This is a genomic window from Niallia sp. 03133, assembly GCF_052663225.1.
Genome location: NZ_JBQTCY010000003.1, coordinates 167,268 through 192,402 on the forward strand (window position 1 = coordinate 167,268; position 25,135 = coordinate 192,402).

A 25,135-nucleotide genomic window follows, 5' to 3' on the forward strand; every position below is an offset into this window, starting at 1 on the left:
AAAGTGGGAGGTGCCAAATGAACTGGCTGGGTTGGAGTAATCATTTGATGAAGTGGCTCTATATGATTCTAAAGCTGTCGGGAATTTGGTGGTTATTTAATGTTCCATATGTTTTTTTAAGTGTAAATCTTCTGGCAGCGCGAGAGATAGATGCCGTCCACACAATTGTATTAATCGGTATCATCTTATTTCCGTTTGTGGCTGCGCCGGCAACTGCATCTGTCATGGGAATAACAAGAAGATTTTTAAAGGGTGACGATGGGTTTCCATTATTTAAAATGTTTTTGCATTATTATAAAAGAGAGTATAAAAAAAGTATGGGATTTGGCTGTCTGAATGCCTCAATATTGGTTGTTTTTTATCTAGCATTAAGATATTATGCAGGAATTTCCTCTATATTGGCGATAGTTTTTTACGTACTGGTCATTGTTACACCCTTCTTCTTTTTGTACGTCTACTGTTTTCTCGTTGATCAGGAATTGCCTTTGAAGGCATACCTTACCAACACCATGTTTTTATTACTCATGCATCCTTTGAATGCTATTCTTATGATTTTAGATGCCGTGGCTGCAGCGTATATTATGTGGAGGGTGTTTCCGCCTTTGCTGATTTTTATTTTGCCAGGGTTGACAGCTATAATTGTGACCCATTTTTATCAAAAGAGTATGGGCGCTGAAATGAAAAAAAGGAAATTAGTACAAAATCTTCATTCCAATCAGATCAATACGTACCAGCAACTAGATTAAGAAAGGCTGCAATTATTTAATATTCTTAGTATCTTAAAGAACACTCATTTCCTACGGCAAAGTTAAAGGAGAATGAAAGGGAATTAGTATTTAAAAGCAAGCTGGCAATTTGTAAAAGATATGTAAAAAAAGGTTTAATTAAATCAGCAGAAGAAGTAGATGAAGTGCTTACAAGAGAACAGGAGGAAAAATCGTGCAAAAAAAATGGTGGAAAGAAAGTGTTGTCTATCAAATCTATCCCCGCAGTTTTATGGATAGCAATGGTGATGGAATAGGGGATTTGCAAGGAATTATTTCAAAATTGGACTATTTGAAAAAACTAGGAGTGGACGTTGTTTGGCTCTCGCCTGTGTATAAATCGCCAAATGATGATAATGGCTACGATATTAGCGATTATCAAGATATTATGGATGAATTTGGGACATTGAAGGATTGGGAAAAATTATTAGCTGGTTTACATGAACGTGGGATGAAGCTGATGATGGATTTAGTAGTCAACCATTCTTCTGATGAACATGCCTGGTTTATAGAGTCTCGGAAATCAAAAGACAATCCTTATCGCGACTATTATATTTGGCGGGACGGAAAAGATGGAAAAGAACCGAATAATTGGTCCTCCTTTTTCAGCGGTTCTGCTTGGCAGTATGATGAATCAACCGAACAATATTTTCTCCATTTATTTAGTAAAAAACAGCCAGATCTTAATTGGGAAAACGAAAAAGTAAGAAAAGAAGTATACGATATGATGACATGGTGGCTGGAAAAAGGAATTGATGGCTTCCGCATGGATGTTATCAATTTAATCTCTAAAGTAGAGGGACTTCCTGACGGTGCTGGAGACGGGCAGTATGAGTGGGGCGGCGATTATATTATGAATGGCCCCCGCGTGCATGAATTTTTACAGGAAATGAACAGAGAAGTGTTATCTAAGTATGACATTATTACAGTTGGCGAGTCTCCAGGAGCATCTGTTGAAGATGCCATCCAATATGCAAACAACCAAGATACAGAACTGAATATGATTTTTACATTTGAACATATGGATGTGGATTCAGGAGAAGGCGGCAAATGGAATGTAAAACCATTTAAGCTATCGGCTCTAAAAGAGGTTATGTCAAAATGGCAATATGGGCTAAACGGGAAAGGATGGAACAGCCTTTATTTAAATAACCATGATCAGCCAAGAATGGTGTCCCGCTTTGGAAATGATAAAGAATATAGGGTGGAATCAGCTAAAATGCTGGGAACTTTTCTACATATGCTACAAGGCACCCCATACATTTATCAAGGCGAAGAAATTGGGATGACTAATGTTCAATTCGACTTGGAAGACTATAATGATATCGAAATTATAAATATGTATCGGGAAAAAGTGATAGAAGGTGGAGAAGATCCTGATAAAGTAATGGAAGCCATTTATGCAAAAGGACGTGATAATGCTCGTACACCTGTTCAATGGGATGATACGGAAAATGCAGGATTTACGACAGGTACACCTTGGCTGAAAGTAAATCCAAACTATAATGACATTAATGTAGAGCAAGCATTGGCAGATCCTAATTCTGTTTTCTATTATTATCAACAGTTAATTAAACTCCGAAAAGAAAATGACATTATAGTGTATGGAGATTATCGTCTGATTTTAGAAGAAGATGAGCAAATCTATGCCTACACTCGTGTACTGAGAGAGAAAACATTACTTGTAGTGGCAAATTTCTCTAGTGAACAGCCAACCTTTACTTTGCCAAACAGCATCACGTATAAAACGAAAGAACTGTTAATTAGCAATTATAAAGAAGAGAACGAAGATATTTCAAGCTTTCTTTTAAAACCATATGAGGCAAGAGTCTATCTTTTAAAATAACATAGAAATCTAAAGCGCCTGTTGAGTGGTGCTTAAAGATTAGGTATTAGTCATTATTATCTTCTAATATAAATGGGCTATCCCTTCACCTTCCATGGTAAAAGGGATGGCTTTCTTTTTTGAAAGAGTAAGAAAGTATAAGTTTTCTGAAGTCTGACAAGTGTCTAGCGCAAGCACCCTATCGACTTCAACGCTTCCCTCACCTCGCTTGCGCTTTTCTTAATGGAAATTAGAAGCGTTTCATCTTCCGTAAAAAGTGCACTATATTAAACGTTTTCACTATTTCTTTCTTAATTATAGGCTACATATCATACAGTAAAAAAAGGAACATACTTATTGGAGGGAGCAGAGGGATGAAAAGATTAAGGTTGGTTTAATTGGGTTAGGTGGAATGGCTAATCATCATTTGCATCTTCTATCTAAATTAACAAATTAAAAGTGACGCCATTTCTAATGTTTCAAGGACAAGCCGAAGAGGCAATGAAGTGAACCTTTCCATCAGTGGGGGTAAAAAATTCGGATGGATTGTGGATAAGTTCGGGGTTGCATGGCTGTTGAATTTGGAATAATTCACACGGGTAGCAAGTCTGTCAAAAGCTTTTTCTTTTCATTGATGGTATAATTTTACTTTATTAAGTGAATGTTGGTGGTGTAGCCTATTTATCGAAATTTTATAAATCTATTATTGCTGGTTTCTATCTTATATATTTTTTATTTAACCATGTTTCCGCATCCTGCATTAGGTATTGGGGTTGGAGCAGGTGGAATAAACTTGATTCCCTTTAAAATGCTGCAAGGGTTGTGGACAGAAGAGTCGCTGAGGATCTTCATTATTAATGTTGGAGGCAATATTTTTTTATTTGTTCCCTTTGGCTTCCTTCTTCCTTGGAGATTTCGCCGAATTCATGCTGTTTACCAAGCTGCCATTATTGGTGCATGCTTCTCAACATGTATAGAAGTCACACAGTTACTATTATTATCCAATAGGTTTACAGATATAGATGACATTATTCTAAATACATTTGGAACCATCATTGGTTATTTGTTATATAAGTTTGTTAAAGCAGGAACAGTAGAAAATATGGACGCTTAGATAAACATTTTTTCTTTTTTAGAAAAAATGTTTTTTTTGTTCTCTTTTTACTACTCACCAAATTAGGCAAATTGCATAAGTTAAAGCATACTAATCCGAAGGGAGATATGTTTATGCACTATCCATCATTCTATCCTTATGATGTAAATGCCTTTCGCCAACAGCCTGGAAGTCCGCCCCCATTTCCACCCCCAGGTCAAGGACAGTTTCCGACTATTCCTGGTCAAGGGAATTTTTTTCCGCCAATTGGAGGAGGAGGGCAGCCATCACAGCCTAATTTCCCAGGAAGTGGTGGAGGTTATGATGCACCAACATCGCCACCGCCATCTTATACGCCACAATTGCAGCAATCTGCGGGAGTATACGCAGTCGATCCAGGTTCTATGAGGAGGTGTTTGCGCCGATATACTTATGTATGGCTAAATAACGGACGTAGTTTTTGGTTCTATCCGACCTATATTGGAAGAACATCCGTTGCAGGATACCGTTGGCGCAACTACAGATGGGTGTACTATGGCACAGACGCCGATCGCATCCGGTCTTTTCAATGTTATTAACTTATGTGTGAAAACCACTTTTAGAGGTGGTTTTTTTTGATGGTGGAGGCTCCATTGGCGTTTTGGATGCCTAACGTGGGGATTCGCAAATAGAAGTAGGATTTTCGCAAATAGAACCTGAAAAATCGCAAATAGAAGTAGGATTTTCGCAAATAGAACCTGAAAAATCGCAAATAGAAGTAGGATTTTCGCAAATAGAACCTGAAAAATCGCAAATAGAAGTAGGATTTTCGCAAATAGAATCTGAAAAATCGCAAATAGAAGTAGGATTTTCGCAAATAGAACCCGAAAATTGCAAATAGTATCAAATAATATAAAAAAGTATCTCTATAAAAAGCAGGAATCTTCAGCATTTTTGCCGAAATATACGGGAAAATGGTGTTTGGAGTGATGAAATGATAATAAAAGAACGAAAAAAGCCTTTTTTTCTGCGTCAACTACTCGTATTAGAACCAAGAACTCCTTGTGATCACCCTCAGTACCCCCTTGTCAAAGATTATATTCAAAGACACACTGCCGGTTATAAAGGCGAGACCTCGATTGATTATTTTCTAAATCTACTTCCCGAAAAAGATTATTATTTTTTTCATGATTTACGGCTTTCCTTTCAATCTAGCTATTTTCAAATGGATACGTTGTTATTGTCTAAAAAATTCGCTCTGATAATAGAAGTGAAAAATATTTCAGGTTCTCTATATTTTGATCCTATGTTTCATCAGTTAGTACGTACAAAAGAAGGAGTAGATACGGTTTTTTCCGATCCGATGCTGCAAGCAAACCGGCACAAGGATCAGTTGAGAAAATGGGCTTCAGCAAACAAGTTAACGAATATTCCAATCTATTCAGTCGTGGTTATCAGTAATCCCCAGACCTTCATTCACACTTCCCCCGAAAATCATCAACTTCATCAAAAAGTAATTCATCGTGAATTCATTCCAACTAAAATAAACGAATTAGAAAAATGCAACCAGAAAGTAATGCTGCAAGAGAAGGAGTTGAAAAAGTGGATTCGCACATTAAAGAACCAGGAAACCCCTAATAAAGATTCTATTTTAGAAAGGCTTCAAATAAAGGAAAGGGAGCTGATCAAAGGGGTTAGATGCACAACTTGTAATTTTATCCCGTTAACTAGAGTGCACGGAACATGGTATTGTCCTAAATGCGATAAAACATGTAGAGATGCACATCTACAAGCATTACAGGACTATTATCTTTTATTTGGTCCCTATATAACGAGCAGCAAATTAAGAGATTTTTTAAAGATATCCTCTCCTTTCGTTGCAGCAAGAATTTTAAAATCACTTCATCTAGCAAGCAAAGGAACAAAAAGGTGGAAGGTTTACAAGGATATGGTCTAAACTCAATTTTGTCTGCTCTTAAATATCACAAAAAAAGAGAGAATTTCCCCTCTCTCAAACAACCTCCACTTTCTGTTCTTGTTCACTGCTATTTTCTAAATTGTACGCTTGGATAGCAGTTTCAATGGCTAAACGATTGGCTGGCTCCATGAAATCCTTTCCCAGTAGACTTTCTAATTTTTCGATTCGATGATAAAGTGTCTGGCGGACTACATACAGTCTTTCAGCGGATTCTTTTTTAGAGCCGTTGCATTGCAAGTAAACAGCTAATGTTTTTAGCAATTGGCTGTCATGTTTTGAATCGTGGGCAATTATTTTCTCTAAATAGCTCGAAATATAGTTTTTCAGCTCACCAGATTTTTGAAGAGGCAGCAACAAACGATAGATGCCGATTTCGTCGAAGAAATGACTGGATATTAACTTTTTCTGTTTTAACGATAAAACGCTCATTGCTTCTTCATATCCTTTTTTGCTGGAAGAGATTTCGGTGAAAATCGAACTGATGCCGAAAAAAAGGTGAGAAGGAAAATAGGCAGAGTCAATCTTAAAAAAAGAATTAGCAAGCTGCTCCCACTTTGATTGTTCTACTTCTTTACTGAAAATAGGTGGTATAAATACTATGGAAATAATTTCATGCGGTCTTACGGAAATGATTGGGTGAAATCCTGATTTTTGAAATAAGGAGCGCAGCAGCATAGAAATTTGTATTTTTGCTTCATTCCAGTGTGAACGGCCGGCATGCATGATTTTGTTTCTGGACCAGCAGATAATCCTGCAAGACGTTTGCGGATAATGAATTGGAAACAGGGATCGGTATTGTTCTTCCTCCACTGTTTTTCCCGAAAGAAGCGTTCGAACAAGCTCCTCTTCTATATTTTGTTTTCTTTCCTCCAACGTCCTGTATCGGAGCAATATTTGCGAAATAGCAATTGCTGCCCGGTCAAGTACAAGTAGATAAAAATCTCTCGTCAAAAACTCCCCTGCCTTAAGGAAAATATAACCCCATATTTGTTCAAATACGCGAACAGGCACCATAATAAAGGTTTGATGCTGTATGGATATATAGCCTTTCTCTCCTGGATCAAAATTTTTTTCTTCTAAGTAGGTGCGGATAATGTACTCGGATTCTTTCTGATCAGATGGGTAATAATACGGCTCTTCCTCATTTCCAATGAAGAACGATGGATGCTGAAAATAATGGTGTAATTCTTGTAAAATTTTTAATATGCCATTCGACTGCAAGGAAAGTTTATTAAACTCAGTGGATAGGCGGTCAAGATCGGTAATAAGCTGATGATGGCGATTAATAATCAATGTATGAAGATCTTGCGTGATTTCGACAAATTTAACGGTTTCTTCAAAAATAATAATAGGATAATTGTTTTCTTCAGCCAACACCAATACATCACTCGGAATGCTTTTTATAGAGGATCCCAATTCAATACATAGGCATGCTGTATTAAGATCTATCAATTTTTTTACATATTCAAATTGTTTTTTTGCATCTCGTTGGAGGTTGATGCCAGTCGTTAAAATAAGCTCTCCGCCATTTACAAATAACTCAATCTCTTTCACTTCTAAAATATGAGACCATTTAATTTTTCTGTTTAATCCATTTTTACCAGCGGCTATTTTGGCTTTGTTAAACGGATTTCTTTTTAATACTTCGGAAACGGTTATTTCAATTTCTTTCATCCTAGCTTCCTCCTAAAATGTTAATCCAATTAGCGTAAACATTTGACAGAATGTAAAATGAAAATTATTTAAATTATCTGTAAATTACATAGTATCCTAGTAAATATCCTCGCGTCAATATATGGGAAAGTTCCTTATTGGAAGGAGATGGTTTGAGATGGAAGAGGTAAAGACATTGTCATTAGTGGAAAAAGATCAAAAAAACATTTGGCACCATATCTCCCCTTTTGTAGAAGAAAAGCCGGCGATGGTTGCTGTTAAAGGGGAAGGAGCTTGGTTGACAGATCATGAAGGCAATCGGTATTTGGACGCAATGTCTGGATTATGGTGTGTAAATGTAGGATACGGAAGAGAAGAATTGGCGAAAGCTGCATACGAGCAGATGAAGGAATTATGTTATATGCCAATGACACAAAGTCATGTTCCAGCTATAGAACTCTCGGAAAAAATTAATGAGTGGCTCGATGGCGAGTATATGATTTTTTATTCCAACAGCGGTTCCGATGCAAATGAAGTGGCATTTAAATTAATACGTCAATACCATCAGCAAAATGGTGAACCAAACCGTTATAAATTTATTTCAAGACACCGTGCCTATCACGGCAATTCAATGGGAGCTTTATCAGCGACAGGACAGGCTCTTCGCAAATACAAATACGAGCCGTTGGCAAGTGGATTTCTTCATGTAGCACCGCCTGATCCATACCGGGGAGCAGGAAATCTTTCAAGTGAAGAAGTAAGCATATTGCGTGCAGAGGAATTGGAGCAAAAAATCATTTGGGAACAAAAGGAAACAATTGCCGGTATTATTATGGAACCGCTCATTACAGGAGGAGGGGTGCTGATTCCGGATGCTGTCTATTTAGAAAAAGTTCAAGAGATATGCAAAAAGTATGGGATCCTCTTAATCATTGATGAAGTGATATGCGGATTTGGACGGACAGGAAAAAAGTTTGGACATCAGCATTTTCATATAAAGCCAGATATTATTACAATGGCAAAAGGGTTGACAAGCGCCTACCTTCCTTTGTCAGTTACTGCTGTTAAAAAAGAAATATTTGAAAAATTTAAAGGGCAAGAGGAGAATTGGCATTTTCGTCATATCAACACATTCGGCGGAAACCCTTCTGCTTGTGCGGTTGCATTAAAAAATTTGGAAATTATGGAGAAGGAAAACTTAGTGGAACGGTCAGCTTCTAGTGGAGCATTTCTGTTAAAAGAGCTATCCCATTTGGCTGCAAGTCATCCAAATGTTGGCGATGTCCGAGGGTTAGGCATGATTATCGGAATAGAGCTAGTGGAGGACAAAACAACGAAAAAACCTGTTCCGGCTGAATTTATTGGTAAAATAGTGCAGGAATGCAAAAAAGAAGGCCTGATTATCGGAAAAAATGGCGATACCGTGGATGGCTTTAATAATGTTTTAACATTAAGTCCACCGTTATCATGTACGGATGATGACTTATCTTTTATCCTAACTGTGCTGAAAAAAGTGCTGGCGGAAAATAACTATATCTAAATCAACTTTTAGGGCAAATAGAAATCAGTCATTTGCCCTCCTTTTATTCTATTTAAATTGTCAGAAAATCTAACTGGAAAATGGATGTTTTTATAGAAAACTAGGAAAAAGAAAGAGGATCAGAAGGAAGTCACAAGGTGAATAGTCAGAAAAGTACAAAAAGTGTATTTACTAACTAGAAATTACCATATATAATAGCTATATTATTTTTTAAATCTATCTTCTTGAAAAAATGTTAGGTTTTCTTACACTAATAATTGCGAAATTTCGGGTCGTCATAAAAGAAAGATGCTTATTTTCGCCATCCTAAATGTAATATAGTCTTTCATTTTCATCCTACTTACAATAAATAAGTCATCTAGAGAAACCCCTTTTGACCGTTATTAATTTGCTTATCCCATGAAAAAATATTATTTCCGCTATTTTTGGCTTAATTAAAAGTAAGTCCAATGCAGCAAATGGTATTTTGCTTCACTTTTTAATTATTAATTACCTCATAAACATAGTGTTAAACTCATGAAAATATTAGAAACGAAAATAATATTTGTTCGAAAAGTTTTAGCTAAATAGTCTTTTAAGGAGGTTTTTTATGCGTTCAACAAGCTTTTCACAATTAGTAAAAAAGGATCTGCTTAAAAACTTTGAAGAGGTGGAGGCAGGATTAACGAAACAGGAAGCCTCGGAAGAAGCAAATCGATGTTTATATTGTTATGATGCCCCATGTATTACAGCATGTCCAACTGGGATCAATATCCCATCTTTTATAAAAAAAATTGCTTCGGGCAATTTGAAAGGTTCTGCCAAAACGATTATGTCTGCTAATCCGGTGGGGGCAAGTTGTGCACGAGTATGTCCTACAGAAGAATTATGTGAAGGAGCCTGTGTGCTAAACCATTCTACTAAACCAATTATGATTGGAAATTTGCAGCGTTATGCGACAGACTGGGCGATGCAAAATGAACAGACTTTTTTTGAAGCAAATCCAAGCAACGGCAAATCGGTTGCGATTGTTGGTGGAGGTCCTGCTGGATTATCTGCAGCAAGAGAACTGGGACGGATTGGATATAGTGTGACAATCTTTGAAGCAGAAGAAAACGCTGGAGGATTAAATACCTATGGCATTGTTTCTTTTCGATTGCCAAAAGCGATTTCTTATTGGGAGGTAGAACAAGTAAAAAAATTAAATGTTGATATTCGCACAAATACAAGAGTAGGAAAGGATATTTCTATCGAAGAAATTCTTGGAAACTATGATTCTATTTTGCTGGCAATCGGCATGTCTAATGTTCCTGATTTAGGCATTGTTGGAGAGGATTTAGAGGGAGTTTATGATGCAATTGAATTTGTCAAAGAGACAAAAACAAAACCACTTACAGATGAATTTATCGGTAAAAAAGTAGCGGTTATTGGAGCTGGAAATACAGCGATTGATGCTGCGACATGCTCTGTCCGTCTTGGTGCAGCTAATGTGAAAATTTTATATAGAAGAAGTTTAGAAGAAATGACAGCCTATGAGTTTGAATATGAATTTGCCAAACAGGATGGAGTGGAGTTTAGGTGGCTTACTGCTCCAAAACAAATAATTGGAGATGAAACTGGAAAAGTAACGGGCCTAGAATGTATCGAAATGGTATTAGGAGAGCCTGGAGAAGATGGCCGCTGCCGGCCAATTCCAGTAGAAGGCTCTGAATTTATTTTGGAAGTGGACCATGTGATTAAAGCAATAGGTCAATCTCGTTATGTGGAGCTTATTGAACAATTTGGGCTGAATCATGATAATGGCGTTGTCCAAATTAATCCGGGCACTTATCAAACATCCAATAAAAAAGTATTTGCATGCGGAGATGTGATTTTTGGCAATGGACAGGGGGAAGCAATGGTTGTATCTGCAGCTCAACAGGGCAAGGAAAGTGCATATGCAATCCATCAAGCATTCTCTTCAGCAATTGTAGAAACAGCTTAATAATAGGAGGCGGATTTATGGCGGATTTACGAATAGATTTAGCAGGAATAAAGTCACCCAACCCATTTTGGTTAGCTTCTGCTCCTCCAACTAATACAGGATATCAAGTGCAAAGGGCTTTTGAAGCAGGATGGGGAGGAGCTGTATGGAAAACATTAGGTGACCCTATTATCAATGTTTCTTCCAGATTTGCTGCTGTCAGTTTCAACGGACAGAAAGTGGCAGGTTTTAATAACATTGAATTAATCACAGACCGTCCTTTAGAAGTCAATTTAAAAGAGATATATGAAACGAAAAAACGATTCCCAGACCACGCTATTATTGCGAGCTTAATGGTGGAGCCCACACAGGAGAAGTGGCATGAAATTGTAAAAAAGGTGGAGGCTGTAGGGGTGGACGGACTGGAGTTAAACTTTGGCTGTCCCCACGGGATGGCAGAAAGAGGAATGGGGTCTGCTTCCGGGCAAGTGCCAGAATTAGTCGAGAAGCAGACATTTTGGGCAAAAGAAGTGGCCAAAACACCTGTTATTGTAAAGCTGACACCCAATATAACCGATATTACAGCAACCGCAGAAGCAGCAGTTAATGGCGGTGCGGATGCTATAAGCATGATTAATACAATTAACAGCCTGGCTGGTGTCGATATTGACACATGGCAAACCATCCCACATGTAGCAGGGAAAGGAGCACACGGTGGATATTGTGGTCCAGCAGTAAAGCCAATCGCATTGAATATGGTAGGAGAGTGTGCCAGAAATCCGCGAATTAATGTACCGATTTCGGGAATTGGGGGCATCGGCACATGGAAAGATACCGTTGAATTTTTATTGATGGGGGCAACGGGCGTGCAAGTTTGTACTGCAGCTATGCACCACGGTTTTCGCATTGTTGAGGATATGATAGAGGGAATAAGCAATTATTTGGATGAAAAAGGGCTTGCTTCTGTCATGGACTTAGTAGGAAAATCGGTTGCGAACTATTCGAATTGGGGAGATCTTGATCTAAATTATCAAGTTGTAGCAAAAATAAATAATGATGTTTGCATCAATTGCAATAAGTGCCATATTGCTTGCGAAGATACATCCCATCAATGCATTGATATGCTCAAAGATAAAGAGGGTAAAGGATACTTAAAGGTAAGAGAAGAAGATTGTGTAGGCTGTAATTTATGCTCTATTGTATGTCCCGTGGATGGAGCAATTGATATGATTGAAATTCCTAGTGAACTTCCGCCGATGACATGGAATGAACGGCAAGCAGCAATCAGTGCTTTTGGAAAAACGGCAAGTATGGTAAATGAGTAAATCCAAGGAATGATAATTAAGGGTATGACCAAGGTGCTTGCGCTTTTATTATGAGGAGGATTCTACATGAAAAAAATAATTAAAAATGGAACGATTGTAACCGCATCTGATACGTTTTGTGCAGATGTATGCATTGAAAATGGCATGATAACACTAATTGGTGGAAATTTGCATGCAGTAGATGCAGAAATCATAGATGCAAAAGGATGCTACATATTTCCAGGCGGAATTGATCCCCACACTCATTTAGATATGCCCTTTGGAGGCACGGTGACAAAAGATGATTTTGAAACGGGAACAAAGGCAGCTGCTTTTGGAGGTACAACCACAGTCATTGATTTTTGTTTAACTACGAAAGGAAAAACCTTAAAAAGTGCGATTGAAACATGGCACAAAAAATCAGAACAAAAAGCAGTGATTGATTATGGTTTTCACTTGCAGATTGTAGAGGCAAGTGAAGATGCCTTAAATGAGCTGCCTACTATTATAGAAGAGGAAGGCATAACATCTTTAAAGGTTTTTATGGCGTATAAGCATCATTTTCAAGCAGATGATGAAACGCTTTTCCGAACTTTAGTAGCTGCAAAAGAATTAGGGGCGCTTGTCATGGTGCATGCGGAAAATGGAGATGTTATTGATTATTTAGTAAAGAAGGCATTATCAGAAGGAAAAACAGATCCGATTTATCATGCTTTAACAAGACCAGCTGAAGTGGAAGGGGAAGCTACAGGCAGAGCTGCGGTTTTAACTGATTTAGCAAATTCTCAGCTGTATGTTGTGCATGTATCCTGTGCAGTAGCTGCGAAAAAAATTGAAGAAGCAAGAAGCAACGGCGTTGATATATGGGGAGAAACATGTCCACAATATTTGGTGCTCGATCAATCTTATTTAGAAAAACCTGATTTTGAAGGAGCAAAGTATGTTTGGTCTCCTCCGCTGCGCGAAAAGTGGAATCAGGAAGTGCTCTGGAATGCATTAAAAACAGGGCAGCTGCAAACATTAGGTTCTGATCAATGTTCCTTTGACTTTAAAGGACAAAAGGATTTAGGAAAAGGAGATTTCTCCAAGATTCCAAATGGCGGTCCAATCATTGAAGACAGGGTGAGTATTTTATATTCAGAAGGCGTGAAAAAAGGAAGAATCAGTCTTAACCAATTTGTGGATATTGTTTCTACACGTGCTGCCAAATTATTTGGGCTTTACCCGAAAAAAGGAACAATTGCTGTTGGAGCAGACGCAGATATCGTAATATTTGACCCAGAAGTCGAAAGAATTATTTCGGCAGAAACGCATCATATGGCAGTAGATTATAATCCGTTTGAAGGAATGAAAGTGACAGGTGAGCCTGTGTCTGTTTTATCTAGAGGGGAATTTGTCATTCGTGATAAACAGTTTGTAGGAAAACCTGGTGCTGGCCAATATATAAAACGGGCAAAATACGGTGAAACGCAGCAGCCTGCGGAAAGCAAAACATTAACCATATAATAGATGTAAGCTGTGCAGCTATTATCTTATTAGGTGCTGTCTCCTATTGATTAGAAAAGGGGGAAGGTAAATGTCGGAACATCAGCAATTTTTACATGAGCGTGATCAAATGGACTTTCTTTTCCAAAAAGGATACAGAATTAAAAGTGTAATAGAAAATTTAAGTGGTTCTATTGTAGAATTCGAAAATAAACAAAATACGGATGAAGAAAGCAGCATAAAAACATTGCATCTTTCTACAGCGAATGCGAGGAAATATTTTTCTGCAAAATTAATAGCACAAGAAGGATTCATCCTATAATCAGATGATGAAAAGGTATCTAGTGAGAAATCAGAAAACTTTCTAATTGGGAGAGATGTTTTAATGGAGGGACAAAAGCTACTAATCAATGGGGACAGACTGAAAGAGTCACTCGAGAAATTTGCAGATTTTGGACGTACAAAAAATAATGGGGTTACTCGCCTATCCTTATCAGAAGAAGACCGAAAAGTCAGAGAATATTTTCGTTCATGCTGTGAAGAATTAGGAATGACGATAAAAGTTGATGATATGGGAAATATGTATGCTACATTAGCAGGTACGGAAGATAAAGCTCCGATTGTAATGGGTTCTCATCTTGATACGGTAAAAAAAGGGGGACGATTTGATGGTGTATTAGGGGTTGCTGCTGGATTGGAGGTTGTCCGAACCATTGTAGAAAATAAAGTGAGACTTCCGATTCCCCTTACCATTGTTGATTTTACAAACGAAGAAGGAGCAAGGTTTGAACCTTCGATGATGGCTTCAGGGGTTCTTTCAGGGAAATTTGATAAACAAACCATGCTTGAGAAAAAAGATATCAATGGTATCACATTTGAAGCTGCTTTAAAAAGCAGTGGATATGCAGGAGAGGAATCCTCTCGCTTAAAAGAAGCAACTGCATTTTTGGAAATACATATAGAGCAGGGACCTATTCTTGAACGAGAGTCCTTAACAATAGGAGTAGTAGAATGTGTAGTCGGAATGGTTTGTTATGAATTAGAGATTACAGGTGAATCAGACCATGCTGGGACAACACCTATGGATATGAGAAGGGATGCCCTTTTTGCTGCAAATAATGTAATTTACGAATTGCGCCAAAAACTGGGCAATCTAGATAAAGAACTAGTGTATACAATGGGGCGAATGAATATAAGCCCAAATATTCATACTGTTATTCCAAATAAAGTCGTTTTTACAATTGAAGCAAGGCATAAGGATCCAGCGATCATGAAACAAGTGGAGGAAATCATCCTTCAGCTTGATTCCTATTCTAAACTGGAAGAATGTACATTAAATATAGAAAAATTATGGGATCGAAATACGGTGTGGTTTAATGAAGAAATCCTTGCCATCATGGAGAAATCTGTCTCCTCTTTGGGCTACTCCTATAAACGGATGGCAAGTGGTGCAGGGCATGATGCACAGTTTATTGCGAGCATATGTCCAACGGCTATGATTTTTGTGCCTAGTATAAAGGGGAAAAGCCATTGTGAAGAGGAGTTAACTACCTGGGAAGATTGTGAAAAAGGGGTAAATGTATTATTGGAAACCGTGATAGAGATGCAAAAAGAATAATCCCGCAAATGGATGCGAAGAGAAATCTCTCTTGTAAAGAGCAGTTGTTTATACAGCTGTTTTGACAGGAGGGATTTTTTGTGTTTTTTTCATGATTTTTAACAAATAACCAAAATTAGTGCATAAGACGAACTAGTTATTGTAAAAACTAACCACATCTAAAAAGAAAACATCTTAAATAGATGATATTGAAAGAAGGGAGATGAATCTTTTGTTTCGAAAATCTCCAAGAAGACGGGGTGGCCAAACACCAGATGAAGTAAAAGAAAATGATGTGCTTTCCGCGAACCTTGATATCAATTTGAAAAATCTCCAGTCCATCTTTGATACAAGTTTTGATATCGTTTTCCACAAATTTGTTATGACAAATGATATAAAAGCAACGCTGATATATATTGATGGAGCAGTGAATACACAGGTATTGGAAGAACACGTTTTAACTCCTTTATTAAGTAGAAAAGAGCCAATGCAGCAATCTATAGCGGACAGCATTCAAGAAAAATTGCACATAGCTAAAAAGCAGGAAATAAAAACGATTCAGGCATGTGTAGAAAATATTTTAATCGGAAACTGCGTTTTATTAATAGATACAGTGGAAAAAGCTTATGCGTTGGGATTAATGAAGTGGGAACATCGCCCGATTGAAGAACCGGCAGGTGAAAATGTTGTAAGAGGTCCAAGAGAGGGATTTATCGAGTCTTTGCCAATTAACCTTTCCCTTATACGCCGTAAAATTAAAACGCCTTTATTAAAAACAGAATCCATGACAATTGGAAAATACACGAATACAAACATTGCTATTACCTATATCAAAGGACTTGCTGAGGAAGGTCTTTTAGAAGAAGTGAGAAACAGGCTGAATCAAATTGACCTTGATAGTGTATTGGAAAGTGGATATATAGAAGAACTAATTGAAGATAATCCTTATTCTCCCTTTCCACAAATTATTAACACGGAACGCCCGGATGTAGTTGCTTCCCATTTGTTGGAAGGGAGAGTAGCTGTTTTGGTTGATGGAACACCTTTTGTACTTATTGTTCCCGTTAGCTTTTTCAGTTTATTGCAGTCATCAGAAGATTATTATCAGCGTTTTCTTATAAGCACAGCCATTCGAATATTGCGATTTATCTTTATGTTTATTTCTTTATTATTTCCTTCTTTATATATTGCAGTTGTCACCTACCATCAGGAAATGATACCGACGAATTTGCTTATAAGTATTGCAGCAGCTAGGGAGTCTGTTCCATTTCCAGCATTCATTGAAGCACTTATCATGGAAATTGCATTTGAAGCTTTGAGAGAAGCAGGGGTCCGTCTGCCAAAACAAATTGGTTCCGCAGTAAGCATTGTTGGTGCTCTTGTTATAGGGCAAGCAGCGGTACAGGCAGGACTTGTATCTGCTCCCATGGTAATTGTTGTTGCCACTACAGGGATTGCATCATTTATGGTTCCGTATACTTCACAAGGAACTGCATTACGTATGTTGCGTTTTCCAATGATGTTTCTTGCTAGTACATTAGGATTGCTTGGAATAATGCTTGGCATTATTTCGATTATTATCCATTTATGCAGTCTTCGTTCATTCGGAGTACCCTATCTTTCCCCAATTGCACCATTAAAGGGAAAAGAATTAAAAGACTCTATTATTCGGGCTCCGTGGTGGAAAATGAATACCCGTCCTCATTTAACAGGCAACTATAATAAATATCGTCAGGCAGGAGGGCAAAAGCCTGAACCTAATAAGAATTAAAAATGATTTATAAGAGCAGTTTTAATTGCTTGAAATAACATGATAGGAAAGGAATCACTTATATGAATATGCCTATATTTCATCTATTATTAAAAACTATCATGGTCCTATTTATTTGTGTGAACTGCGTATTTTTAACAGGCTGCTGGGACAGAAGAGAAGTGTATGATATGGCAATTGTGTTAGGAACAGCTATTGATAAAACAGAAGAAGGAGAAATAGAAGTAACGCTGCAAATATTGGTGCCAAGAGCTGTCAGCGGCGGTCAAGATGGAAGCCAGTCAGGCGGTGGCAAGGTTGTTTTTGTACGTTCTGAAAAAGGAAAAAATATTGCCGATGCGACGTCCAGTTTAGAGATGAAATTGTCCAGAAATATTTTCTGGGGGCATTGCAAAATGTTCATTATTGGAGAACAGCTGGCTAAAGATAATGGCATTAGAAAAGAACTTGATTTTCTTATACGCTACCCACAACCTCGGGAGCGAGGATATATTTATATTTCAGAAGGTGATGCAAAAAAAATTCTAGCAGAACCCCCTAGGTTGGAATTATATGTGGGTGAAGGCATGCGGAAAATGATTGAAAAGAAAATTGTTGTCAAGAAAACAGTAAAAGAAGTGGAGGAAATGCTGACAAGTGATACAAAATCCATTGTTCTGCCTCTTATTAGAATGGTTAAGGGGGATCAAGATACCAAAAATCTTCTTACCATTTATGACGCTGCTATATTTAATAAGGATAAAATGGCTGGAGTTATTAATAATGACCAAATGAGAGGGCTTTTATGGATTCGTAATGAAACAAAAGTAAATGCTATAACAGTCCCTGTAGAAAAGCAAAATTATGTGTCTGTTCGCGTAATAAAACAATCAACCAAGTTAAAGCCTATTATTAAAAGAGGAAAATGGACGATGCATATCGACGTTTTGATGAAATGTGATGTTATTCAAAATCAAACAAAACTAGATACAATAAGTCCTAAAATCGTTGGGGAATTGGAAAAGGCAGTAGAAAAAAAGACAAAACAGACGATCGAAGACGCTGTTCATGCCATGCAGGATGATACTCAAGTCGATGTGTTTGGATTTGCAGATGCTTTTCATAAAAAGTATCCAAAGGAATGGAGAAGGGTAAGCAAAAATTGGAATGAATTTTTTCCTCAGGTAAATGTAAGTACAAATGTTAAGACAGATGTACTTCGATCTGGGTTAACAACACTGCCAGCAGGTTTAAAGAAAGATGAGGTGAAAAAATGAAGTGGGTTTCGATAATAGGAATTATCGGTTTGTTGAGCCTTATTTTTCTTTATGAATGGCCAAAAATAGAAAAAACGGAAAAAAAGGAAAGGTGGACATTTATTGTATTAACTGCTTCTAGTGGCATGTTGGCTATTATCTTGCTGCTTTATCCAACTATACCTGGCCCTTCCCAATTTGTTTATGCACTGTTTAAACCGCTTAGCGGCATACTGAAATAAAAATGACGATTTTTATGAAAAAGGAGAAGGCGTGAATGCTTGAAAAACAGAAAATTTCTGCGCTTCAAATGGCTATGTTGATGCAGCCGACCATAACTGCAACTGCGATTCTAGTTGTTCCAGCCATTACCGGTAATTATGCAGGAAGAGACATGTGGATGTCCCCAATTATAGGTTCGATTATGGGATTTGCCACATTGTTCATTATTTATGCGCTACATAAACGTTTTCCAAATGAAACGCTTATTGAATACAGTGAAAAAATTATGGGACCCTTTTTGGGGAAAGTGGCTGGATTGGCTTATCTGTTTTTTGTATTTCATGCTTGTGGAATTATAACAAGGCAATATACTGATTTTATTATTAATTCTTTTTTGCCGACAACACCTATGTATGTTATGATTGGCAGCCTTGTTTTAATAAGTGCTTTTGCAGTAAGAAGTGGATTGGAGGTTATTGGCAGATGCGCTCAATTATTAATCCCTTTGTTTTTAGCTTCTCCTTTATTCCTTTTTTTGCTTTTAGCAGAATGGAGGTTAGGAAATATGCTCCCAATTATGGAAAATGGGATAAAGCCTGTACTCCTTGGAGCATCACTCCCTCAAGCATGGTTTAGCGAAATTTCCTTAGTATCCATGATGCTTCCTTTTTTAACAGATCAAAAGAAAGGGTTGAAATGGGGAGCTATCAGCATTATGATCATCACTATTTTTCTTACATTTGAAAATATAATAAGTGTATTTTTATTTGGATCATCTACTTCTGAATATAACTACCCTATTTTTTCAGCATTTCGTTATATAAGTATTCCTCCATTTTTTGAACATATGGATGTATGCCTTGTAGTTGTTTGGGTAATAGGTGTATTTATTAAGCTTTCCGTTTTTTATTATGTTTTTTGTTTAGGTACTGCACAAATGCTGAAATTATCTAATTATCGCTCAATTGTTTATCCTTTAGGGTTGTTTATTGTAGTAATGAGCTTCTGGGTCGCTCCAAGCACTGCGGAGCTTAATGAACTATTTGCCCTAACGGATCCATTTTATATTACAAGCGCTATGATGATGCTTCCGTTATTCCTTTTGTTTGTAGCATTAATTAGAAGAAAGAAGTCAGTTTTAACAAGGACAGTGGATAAAAAGTGAATAACGAAATAATGAAAGTAGCAATGGTTTGCAGGATAAAAAAATGAGGGGAAAAGAATGAATACAAAAATAAAAATATCCGCTTTTCAAATGATGTTTCTACTAACAATGACCATTTTATCAACAGCGATTCTTTCCATCCCGGCAGTTACTGCTAATCATGCGGGTCGAGATATGTGGATTTCTCCTTTTTTCTCCGCAATGAGTGGGATATTTACTGTTTTTATCATCAATCGGCTTCATAAAAAATATCCAAACGAAACGATCATTCAGTATAGTAGGCATATAGTTGGTGGTTTCCTGTCCAAATGCATTGGTTTTATTTCTTTGCTGTATATATTATTAGTAACGAGCATCATTGTTAGAGAATATGCTGATTTTTTAATGTTGTCTTTTTTACACTTAACTCCATTATTTGTCGTAATAGGAAGTATGATCATTATTTGTGCTTTTTCCGTACGTGCCGGATTAGAAACCATTGCAAGAGCAGCTCAAGTCTTCTTTCCCATTTATATTCTCCCACTATTTTTATTGCTATTGCTTATTTTTGATTTTAAGTGGGATAATATGTTTCCTATATTAGAGCATGGATTCAAAGCTCCATTAAAAGGGGCCATTCAGCCAGCCCTTTGGTTTAATCAAATATTTATGATGGGAATGCTGCTTCCCTATATAACAGATAAAACAAAGGGAAGAAAGATAGGGTATATAATCATTTTATTTACCTTAGTATGTATGGTTTTTATTAATCTTGTCTGTTTACTTGTTTTTGGAGAAGGGGTAAGTACGTACACATATCCGGTATTTACTGCTTTTCGTTATATTTATATCCCTCCTTTTTTTGAACGTTTTGAGTCGGTTGTAATTGTTGTATGGGTATTAGGAGTTTTTATTAAGATTTCTTTATTTTATAATGTGCTTGTTATAGGAACAGCACAATGGCTGGAAATAAAAAATTACAAATCTTTAATTTTCCCTTATGGTTTTTTTATTATTGTGATAGCCATATGGGTAAGTCCCAATATGGCGATTTTAATGAGATTTATTGAACAGACAGTGCCGATTTTGGAAACGTCAATATATGTTGGTATTCCAGTGGTGTTGTTCCTAATAGCCATGTTGAGAGGAAAAAAGACGAAAGAAGGGAAGGATAAACAAGGAAATAAATAAAGTGAACCTTTTCCATCAGTGGGGGTCTTAATGCCCGTTAAGAGTGGGATACACAGGCTGACTTTAGAAGGGAAAATTCTTTGTCAGCCTACTTGTGAAACTTGTCTTTTTTAATGCTTAAATGTATAGGTTCCCTCACCAATAATTAGTTTTTTTTCTTGAAGATTGGGGCTTTCAGTTTTAAAAACCAATTCCGTAAATTGATTGTTTGGTCCTTGTTGAAAGGTAAAAGTTTTATCGCCTATAGATAGGGATGCGGTAGTTTCCGTTGTAGTTTGGATAGACAAATCAAACAAGGATTCCCAGCGTTTTGCCACATCAAGCGGATTGTTAACCGTGAAAACTGCTTCTGTGATAATGGTTTTTCCTGTTGGATGTGATTGAATTACCTTCGTATTAGTTAAGTTTTGATGGCGTTCATCATCTGTTCCTTTCCATTGGATGACAAATGGATAAACAAGACCTTGATAGTTTCCAGCAATGGTCATCATTTTCCACTCGATTAATTGCCCCTTGCTGTCTAATCTTTTTCCAGCCATTATTGGAGAGATTTCCAGTCCTGCTGCTTCTAACTTGGCTGCAACTGCTTCAATATTATCGGTTCTTAAAGCAACACGGCTAAGCGCTTCATGTTCTGGCAGCATCGTAAGAGAGTCTTTGACAACTTCATTCGGATCACTAATTGTTGCAGCTAGTTGTCGATCTTCAATTCCTAAAAATTCAATATAGGTTAAATCAAAATAACTAAGGGCATTATATGTTCCCCATTGTTTATGAGAACCGCCTTTAAAAGCAATTAGACCATTTTTTTGAAAAACTTCAATCTGTTTTTCCAAGTCGTTTACATAATGAACTACATGATCCCACAGTATTTTAGTCATGCTTATTCTCCTCCTAATTCCGTTGTTCTTTTTACTGCTTTTAGTACACTTCGCTGTAATCCAGCAGCAAAGTCACTGTTATTTAGTTCATATAGTGCATTTATGCCAACACCAGCTGGAGAATTGTTAATATCCAACAATTGTCGTGGATGTAATTGAGTGTGCTGTAGCATTGCCACAGCACCAGCTGTGTTTTCTAATGCAATTTTCCATGCTTGTTCTCTTGGCAGTCCTGCTAAAACTCCTGCATCAGCCAACGATTCAATGAAATAGTAGACATAATTTGGTCCTGCCACACCATATCCCGTAAATATATCAATTAGTGATTCATCAATATATTCTACTTTTCCAAATCCGTTTAAAAAGGAAGCGGTTTGTTCTTTTGTTGCAAATTGATTTAGAGCTACTCCGCTGTAGCCTAAACCTGTATCTGTTAATGTGTTTGGAATCACTCGAATAATAGAACGGTTGCTGTCAAGGTAGGAAGCAAGTTTCTTTATTGTTACTCCTGCCACAATAGACACGACTGTTGCTTCTTTGGAAGATTCTTCTTTAATCGTTTGGCAAATTGTTTCGATATCATCTTGAGGACGAACAGCTAGGACGATAAGATCTGCTGAAGCTAGTTTTTCTGTTGGAGAGGTGGTTGAATGAATATGATATTTTGTTTGCAGAAGTTCACACCGAGAAGCATTCACATCATATACACTAATTTGTTCTTTTATGTATACTTCATTCGTTAATAAAGCGCGAATAATAGCTTCAGCCATTTGGCCTCCGCCGATAAAATGAAGATTGTTCATACATTACCAGTCCTTTTTATTATAGAATATTGGCGGAGTGTTTTTGTTTATCCGCCATGATCTGGGTGCATACACTTAGAAGAGGCTGGCGACAATTCCTTGTTTTTGCTTCTTGCAAAATTAGAATTGTCGATCAGCCTAATATTGTTAAATAGATGTATCGTTCCGTATCGTCATTACTTCCAAGAGTCTAACAAAATAAATCCATCATATTTACCTTGTGATTCAATGTATGATTTAAATTTATCTGATTCATATGCTGCTTTTAAATCTTTTGCCCATTGTGTATTTTTGTCTGCTTCATTAATAGAAACAATGATGCGGTGCTGTTTAGGCGTGTTTTCAATTTGAAGTGCATCCGTAATCTTTTTCCCAGCATTGGCAATATAGTTTCCGTTTACCACTCCAAAATCAACATCTTGAAGAGAAACTAAAATTTGTGCAGGATCTAATACTTTAAAATCGATTTTATATTTATCAGGAGTTACACTCTTAAGGTTAAAGTCAGTTGTACCAGCATCTTTTGCTACTTTTACCCAGCCAAGATCTTCTAAGATGCGGACAGCGCGTTCTTGGTTAACAGGATCATTAGGAAGAGCAACAGTTGATCCGTCTTTTACTTCATCAAGAGATGTATGTTTTTTCGAGTATAATCCTTGAGGTGCACTTGGAACAAAGGTAATGCCAGTCATATTCGTATCTAGTTCTTTGTTGATTCCTTCCATGTAGGCAGTACTTTGGAAAATGCTCGCATCAATGGAGCCTTCTTTCATTGCCGGGTTTACTTGCATGTTTTGACTAAATGTTTTTACAGTAACTTTATATCCTTTGTCTTCTAAAATCGGCAGAATCCCTTTGCGGAATTGTTCTTCATATGTTCCAACACCAAATCCAACCGTGATTTCCTTTTTATCCGCGCCTGCTTTTTTGTCATTTCCACAAGCTCCTAAAACAAAGATAAGTCCAATAAGTACGAAAAATAATATTTTTTTCATTAGTTTGTCTCCTTTTCTAATATAGTTAATATTGTACCTGAAGTTAGATAACTGTCTAGCTCCAGCACCCTATCGACTTCAAAGCTTCCCTCACCTCGTCTACGATAAGTCAACATCGAATCGCTTATGCTCTTCGTGTTTCCTTTATCTCACTCGATTCAGTCCAGCTCTTTCCGTCGATTAGCAAGGGTGCTTACGCTTTTCTAATATAGAATCGTAAAATGCTTGTAATGCTTCATCTTTTACGGTAAGAGGGATTGCGCAGTTTGGTGCAAGAATAAACGGTTCCTTCTCCATTTGCTTCAATGCCTTTTCTGCTGCTTTTGTGATGTTTTTAACATTATCTTCTGCAAATAGATGATGATCAACCCCTCCAACCTTCGTTGCTTTTAAGTCAGCATCTAAGCCAGGATTGCCTTCCGCCTTCGTATCCCAGCTGATTCCTTCAATGGGATAATCATTAAACCTTTCAGGAAGGGCATAGGATCCGCAAGTATGAAGGATTCTTTTTCCTCCTTGTGCTGCATCTAAAACAATCGAATCATAAGGACGAGAAAATTCATTAAAGCTTGCTTCATCAAAAAGATGCGGATTTGCTGTACCAGTAGTAGCGTAAAAAAGTCCATCAATCCCAATCTTATATAATTCTGTCACATAATCAGCGATTGTCAACGAAATCGAATGTAAAGCATGGTGAACAGCTGCTCGATTTTCCGTAAATAAGCTTTCTAAGCTGACAGGATTTTTAATGCCAAATACTGTTTCATATACGTATGCAGATCTTCCGGCGATAAAAAGCAAAACCGTTAAAGGAGAAAAAATTGTTTGTGTAAGTGGAGTATCAGGCAAGCCTTGTCGTATTGCTTTGGCTGCTTGTAATTGTTCCACTAATGGTGCAGAATCAAGTGCTTTTTTCGTTTCAATCTGCCACGCATTCTCCGCATTTGGAAGAACGGTTGTCAGCTGCTTTGGAAAAACGGTCTGATACGTTTGAAAATCATAGGAATTTCCCCAGATTTCTGCTAAATAAGTGGCGCGCGGATTAATTTTCACCCAATCCCAATCGAATTTTTTGGTAAAATTAATCGTTGTTTCAGCTAAATCTTCTGCATTTTGTTCTTTGTCTATAAAATGCCTCCAAGCACTTACGATCGGACGATCCGCTCTTTCACCAGCTAACAAAGCATCAAATCTTTCCTTTTTCGTCCATGAGCCCATTTTTTTACCTCCTGTATTTTTATTGTCTACTAAATGATCTAGCTCCAGCGCCTATTGTATATCGTACTTCAGGACTTCTCCCTACGATAAGCCACATCAATTCGCCATTCGGCTCTTCATGTCTCCTTGATCTCAGTCGATGCCCTTTTAATAAGCAAGGCGCATTTGCCTTTCTTTCAAAAGAGGGAAAGTGGTTCCTCCTTCAGTGTGTCGACAATTCCTTTTGTCGACACACTGAAGGAGGAATAATTCCCTTTTTCTTAAAAGATAAGAAAGTATAAGTTTTCTGAAGTCTGACAAGTGTCTAGCTCCAGCGCCCTATCGACTTCAACGCTTTTCTCACCTGGTCTACGATAAGTCAAATCGACGCTTGCGCTCTTCGTGTTTCCTTTATCACGTTTTAACGAGCAGTAAGATAGTACATGAAAAATGGATAGCACACAAAAAACTGCCCGTAAAAACCTGATCGACTCAACTAACCATCAGGGAAAGATCATCCCCTGATGGAAGGTTCG

Annotated in this window: 21 protein-coding genes; 16 read left to right on the forward strand and 5 right to left on the reverse strand. The window is 37.3% G+C overall.

Annotated elements, in window-relative coordinates:
- The first annotated feature begins 17 nt into the window (after window positions 1–17).
- From ACTYBU_RS05415 to ACTYBU_RS05435, 5 genes are all read left to right on the forward strand, one after another.
- Window positions 18–746, forward strand: coding sequence for a YesL family protein (locus ACTYBU_RS05415; RefSeq protein WP_445487784.1), 729 nt, complete (start codon window positions 18–20; stop codon window positions 744–746).
- Between the two features lie 193 nt (window positions 747–939).
- The gene (locus ACTYBU_RS05420; protein WP_445487786.1) at window positions 940–2,610 is read left to right on the forward strand and encodes a glycoside hydrolase family 13 protein; all 1,671 of its coding nucleotides are present in this window, start codon (window positions 940–942) and stop codon (window positions 2,608–2,610) included.
- A gap of 685 nt (window positions 2,611–3,295) precedes the next feature.
- Window positions 3,296–3,703 carry a VanZ family protein gene (locus ACTYBU_RS05425; protein ID WP_445487787.1) on the forward strand — a complete coding sequence of 136 codons (408 nt, stop codon included), beginning with the start codon at window positions 3,296–3,298 and terminating at the stop codon, window positions 3,701–3,703.
- A 113-nt stretch (window positions 3,704–3,816) separates the two neighbouring features.
- On the forward strand, window positions 3,817–4,260 hold the full coding sequence (locus ACTYBU_RS05430; protein WP_445487788.1) for a transporter: 444 nt from the start codon (window positions 3,817–3,819) through the stop codon (window positions 4,258–4,260).
- A gap of 395 nt (window positions 4,261–4,655) precedes the next feature.
- Entirely contained in the window at window positions 4,656–5,618 is a 963-nt protein-coding gene (locus ACTYBU_RS05435) for a nuclease-related domain-containing protein (RefSeq protein WP_445487789.1), read from the forward strand.
- 54 nt (window positions 5,619–5,672) lie between these two features.
- Here ACTYBU_RS05435 and ACTYBU_RS05440 read toward each other — a convergent pair whose 3' ends face one another.
- A complete protein-coding gene (locus ACTYBU_RS05440; RefSeq protein WP_445487791.1) occupies window positions 5,673–7,313 on the reverse strand; it encodes a PucR family transcriptional regulator in 1,641 nt (546 codons plus the stop codon).
- A 157-nt stretch (window positions 7,314–7,470) separates the two neighbouring features.
- On the opposite strand from ACTYBU_RS05440, the gene ACTYBU_RS05445 reads away from it, so the two are divergent.
- From ACTYBU_RS05445 to ACTYBU_RS05495, 11 genes are all read left to right on the forward strand, one after another.
- Window positions 7,471–8,832 carry an aspartate aminotransferase family protein gene (locus ACTYBU_RS05445; protein ID WP_445487793.1) on the forward strand — a complete coding sequence of 454 codons (1,362 nt, stop codon included), beginning with the start codon at window positions 7,471–7,473 and terminating at the stop codon, window positions 8,830–8,832.
- A 589-nt stretch (window positions 8,833–9,421) separates the two neighbouring features.
- On the forward strand, window positions 9,422–10,795 hold the full coding sequence (locus ACTYBU_RS05450; RefSeq protein WP_445487795.1) for an NAD(P)-dependent oxidoreductase: 1,374 nt from the start codon (window positions 9,422–9,424) through the stop codon (window positions 10,793–10,795).
- A gap of 17 nt (window positions 10,796–10,812) precedes the next feature.
- Window positions 10,813–12,099 (forward strand): NAD-dependent dihydropyrimidine dehydrogenase subunit PreA, encoded by a 1,287-nt coding sequence (gene preA, locus ACTYBU_RS05455; RefSeq protein WP_445487797.1) that lies wholly within the window; start codon window positions 10,813–10,815, stop codon window positions 12,097–12,099.
- Window positions 12,100–12,165: 66 nt separating this feature from the next.
- A complete protein-coding gene (gene hydA / locus ACTYBU_RS05460) occupies window positions 12,166–13,584 on the forward strand; it encodes a dihydropyrimidinase (RefSeq protein WP_445487798.1) in 1,419 nt (472 codons plus the stop codon).
- 70 nt (window positions 13,585–13,654) lie between these two features.
- Complete coding sequence (locus tag ACTYBU_RS05465) at window positions 13,655–13,885, forward strand: hypothetical protein (protein ID WP_445487799.1); 231 nt, start codon at window positions 13,655–13,657, stop codon at window positions 13,883–13,885.
- A 63-nt stretch (window positions 13,886–13,948) separates the two neighbouring features.
- The gene (locus ACTYBU_RS05470) at window positions 13,949–15,181 is read left to right on the forward strand and encodes a Zn-dependent hydrolase (RefSeq protein WP_445487801.1); all 1,233 of its coding nucleotides are present in this window, start codon (window positions 13,949–13,951) and stop codon (window positions 15,179–15,181) included.
- A gap of 202 nt (window positions 15,182–15,383) precedes the next feature.
- Entirely contained in the window at window positions 15,384–16,931 is a 1,548-nt protein-coding gene (locus ACTYBU_RS05475; protein WP_445487802.1) for a spore germination protein, read from the forward strand.
- Between the two features lie 62 nt (window positions 16,932–16,993).
- Window positions 16,994–18,187 (forward strand): Ger(x)C family spore germination protein, encoded by a 1,194-nt coding sequence (locus ACTYBU_RS05480; protein WP_445487804.1) that lies wholly within the window; start codon window positions 16,994–16,996, stop codon window positions 18,185–18,187.
- Window positions 18,184–18,408, forward strand: a complete 225-nt coding sequence (locus tag ACTYBU_RS05485) for a hypothetical protein (protein ID WP_445487806.1) — start codon at window positions 18,184–18,186, stop codon at window positions 18,406–18,408. Before ACTYBU_RS05480 ends, ACTYBU_RS05485 begins: the two co-directional genes overlap by 4 nt.
- 35 nt (window positions 18,409–18,443) lie before the next feature.
- Window positions 18,444–19,553, forward strand: a complete 1,110-nt coding sequence (locus ACTYBU_RS05490; protein ID WP_445487807.1) for a GerAB/ArcD/ProY family transporter — start codon at window positions 18,444–18,446, stop codon at window positions 19,551–19,553.
- Between the two features lie 57 nt (window positions 19,554–19,610).
- The gene (locus tag ACTYBU_RS05495) at window positions 19,611–20,723 is read left to right on the forward strand and encodes a GerAB/ArcD/ProY family transporter (RefSeq protein ID WP_445487809.1); all 1,113 of its coding nucleotides are present in this window, start codon (window positions 19,611–19,613) and stop codon (window positions 20,721–20,723) included.
- Window positions 20,724–20,833: 110 nt separating this feature from the next.
- Here ACTYBU_RS05495 and ACTYBU_RS05500 read toward each other — a convergent pair whose 3' ends face one another.
- The 4 genes from ACTYBU_RS05500 to ACTYBU_RS05515 form a co-directional block, all read right to left on the reverse strand.
- Window positions 20,834–21,604, reverse strand: a complete 771-nt coding sequence (locus ACTYBU_RS05500) for a VOC family protein (RefSeq protein ID WP_445487810.1) — start codon at window positions 21,602–21,604, stop codon at window positions 20,834–20,836.
- 2 nt (window positions 21,605–21,606) lie between these two features.
- The gene (gene proC, locus ACTYBU_RS05505) at window positions 21,607–22,407 is read right to left on the reverse strand and encodes a pyrroline-5-carboxylate reductase (protein ID WP_445487812.1); all 801 of its coding nucleotides are present in this window, start codon (window positions 22,405–22,407) and stop codon (window positions 21,607–21,609) included.
- A 176-nt stretch (window positions 22,408–22,583) separates the two neighbouring features.
- Window positions 22,584–23,402 carry a MetQ/NlpA family ABC transporter substrate-binding protein gene (locus ACTYBU_RS05510; RefSeq protein ID WP_445487814.1) on the reverse strand — a complete coding sequence of 273 codons (819 nt, stop codon included), beginning with the start codon at window positions 23,400–23,402 and terminating at the stop codon, window positions 22,584–22,586.
- A 180-nt stretch (window positions 23,403–23,582) separates the two neighbouring features.
- Window positions 23,583–24,620: a uroporphyrinogen decarboxylase family protein gene (locus ACTYBU_RS05515; RefSeq protein WP_445487816.1), complete on the reverse strand. Its 1,038-nt coding sequence runs from the start codon at window positions 24,618–24,620 to the stop codon at window positions 23,583–23,585.
- Window positions 24,621–25,135 lie beyond the last annotated feature (515 nt).

Excerpts from the sequence above, each read along its gene's own strand:
- preA (WP_445487797.1), top strand. The coding sequence starts at position 10,813 with ATGGCGGATTTACGAATAGATTTAGCAGGAATAAAGTCACCCAACCCA.
- hydA (WP_445487798.1), top strand. The coding sequence starts at position 12,166 with ATGAAAAAAATAATTAAAAATGGAACGATTGTAACCGCATCTGATACG.
- ACTYBU_RS05495 (WP_445487809.1), top strand. The coding sequence starts at position 19,611 with ATGAATACAAAAATAAAAATATCCGCTTTTCAAATGATGTTTCTACTA.
- proC (WP_445487812.1), bottom strand. The coding sequence starts at position 22,407 with ATGAACAATCTTCATTTTATCGGCGGAGGCCAAATGGCTGAAGCTATT.
- ACTYBU_RS05510 (WP_445487814.1), bottom strand. The coding sequence starts at position 23,402 with ATGAAAAAAATATTATTTTTCGTACTTATTGGACTTATCTTTGTTTTA.
- ACTYBU_RS05515 (WP_445487816.1), bottom strand. The coding sequence starts at position 24,620 with ATGGGCTCATGGACGAAAAAGGAAAGATTTGATGCTTTGTTAGCTGGT.
- ACTYBU_RS05475 (WP_445487802.1), top strand. The coding sequence starts at position 15,384 with ATGAATCTTTTGTTTCGAAAATCTCCAAGAAGACGGGGTGGCCAAACA.
- ACTYBU_RS05480 (WP_445487804.1), top strand. The coding sequence starts at position 16,994 with ATGAATATGCCTATATTTCATCTATTATTAAAAACTATCATGGTCCTA.
- ACTYBU_RS05435 (WP_445487789.1), top strand. The coding sequence starts at position 4,656 with ATGATAATAAAAGAACGAAAAAAGCCTTTTTTTCTGCGTCAACTACTC.
- ACTYBU_RS05470 (WP_445487801.1), top strand. The coding sequence starts at position 13,949 with ATGGAGGGACAAAAGCTACTAATCAATGGGGACAGACTGAAAGAGTCA.
- ACTYBU_RS05490 (WP_445487807.1), top strand. The coding sequence starts at position 18,444 with ATGCTTGAAAAACAGAAAATTTCTGCGCTTCAAATGGCTATGTTGATG.
- ACTYBU_RS05500 (WP_445487810.1), bottom strand. The coding sequence starts at position 21,604 with ATGACTAAAATACTGTGGGATCATGTAGTTCATTATGTAAACGACTTG.
- ACTYBU_RS05440 (WP_445487791.1), bottom strand. The coding sequence starts at position 7,313 with ATGAAAGAAATTGAAATAACCGTTTCCGAAGTATTAAAAAGAAATCCG.
- ACTYBU_RS05465 (WP_445487799.1), top strand. The coding sequence starts at position 13,655 with ATGTCGGAACATCAGCAATTTTTACATGAGCGTGATCAAATGGACTTT.
- ACTYBU_RS05485 (WP_445487806.1), top strand. The coding sequence starts at position 18,184 with ATGAAGTGGGTTTCGATAATAGGAATTATCGGTTTGTTGAGCCTTATT.
- ACTYBU_RS05450 (WP_445487795.1), top strand. The coding sequence starts at position 9,422 with ATGCGTTCAACAAGCTTTTCACAATTAGTAAAAAAGGATCTGCTTAAA.
- ACTYBU_RS05415 (WP_445487784.1), top strand. The coding sequence starts at position 18 with ATGAACTGGCTGGGTTGGAGTAATCATTTGATGAAGTGGCTCTATATG.
- ACTYBU_RS05430 (WP_445487788.1), top strand. The coding sequence starts at position 3,817 with ATGCACTATCCATCATTCTATCCTTATGATGTAAATGCCTTTCGCCAA.
- ACTYBU_RS05445 (WP_445487793.1), top strand. The coding sequence starts at position 7,471 with ATGGAAGAGGTAAAGACATTGTCATTAGTGGAAAAAGATCAAAAAAAC.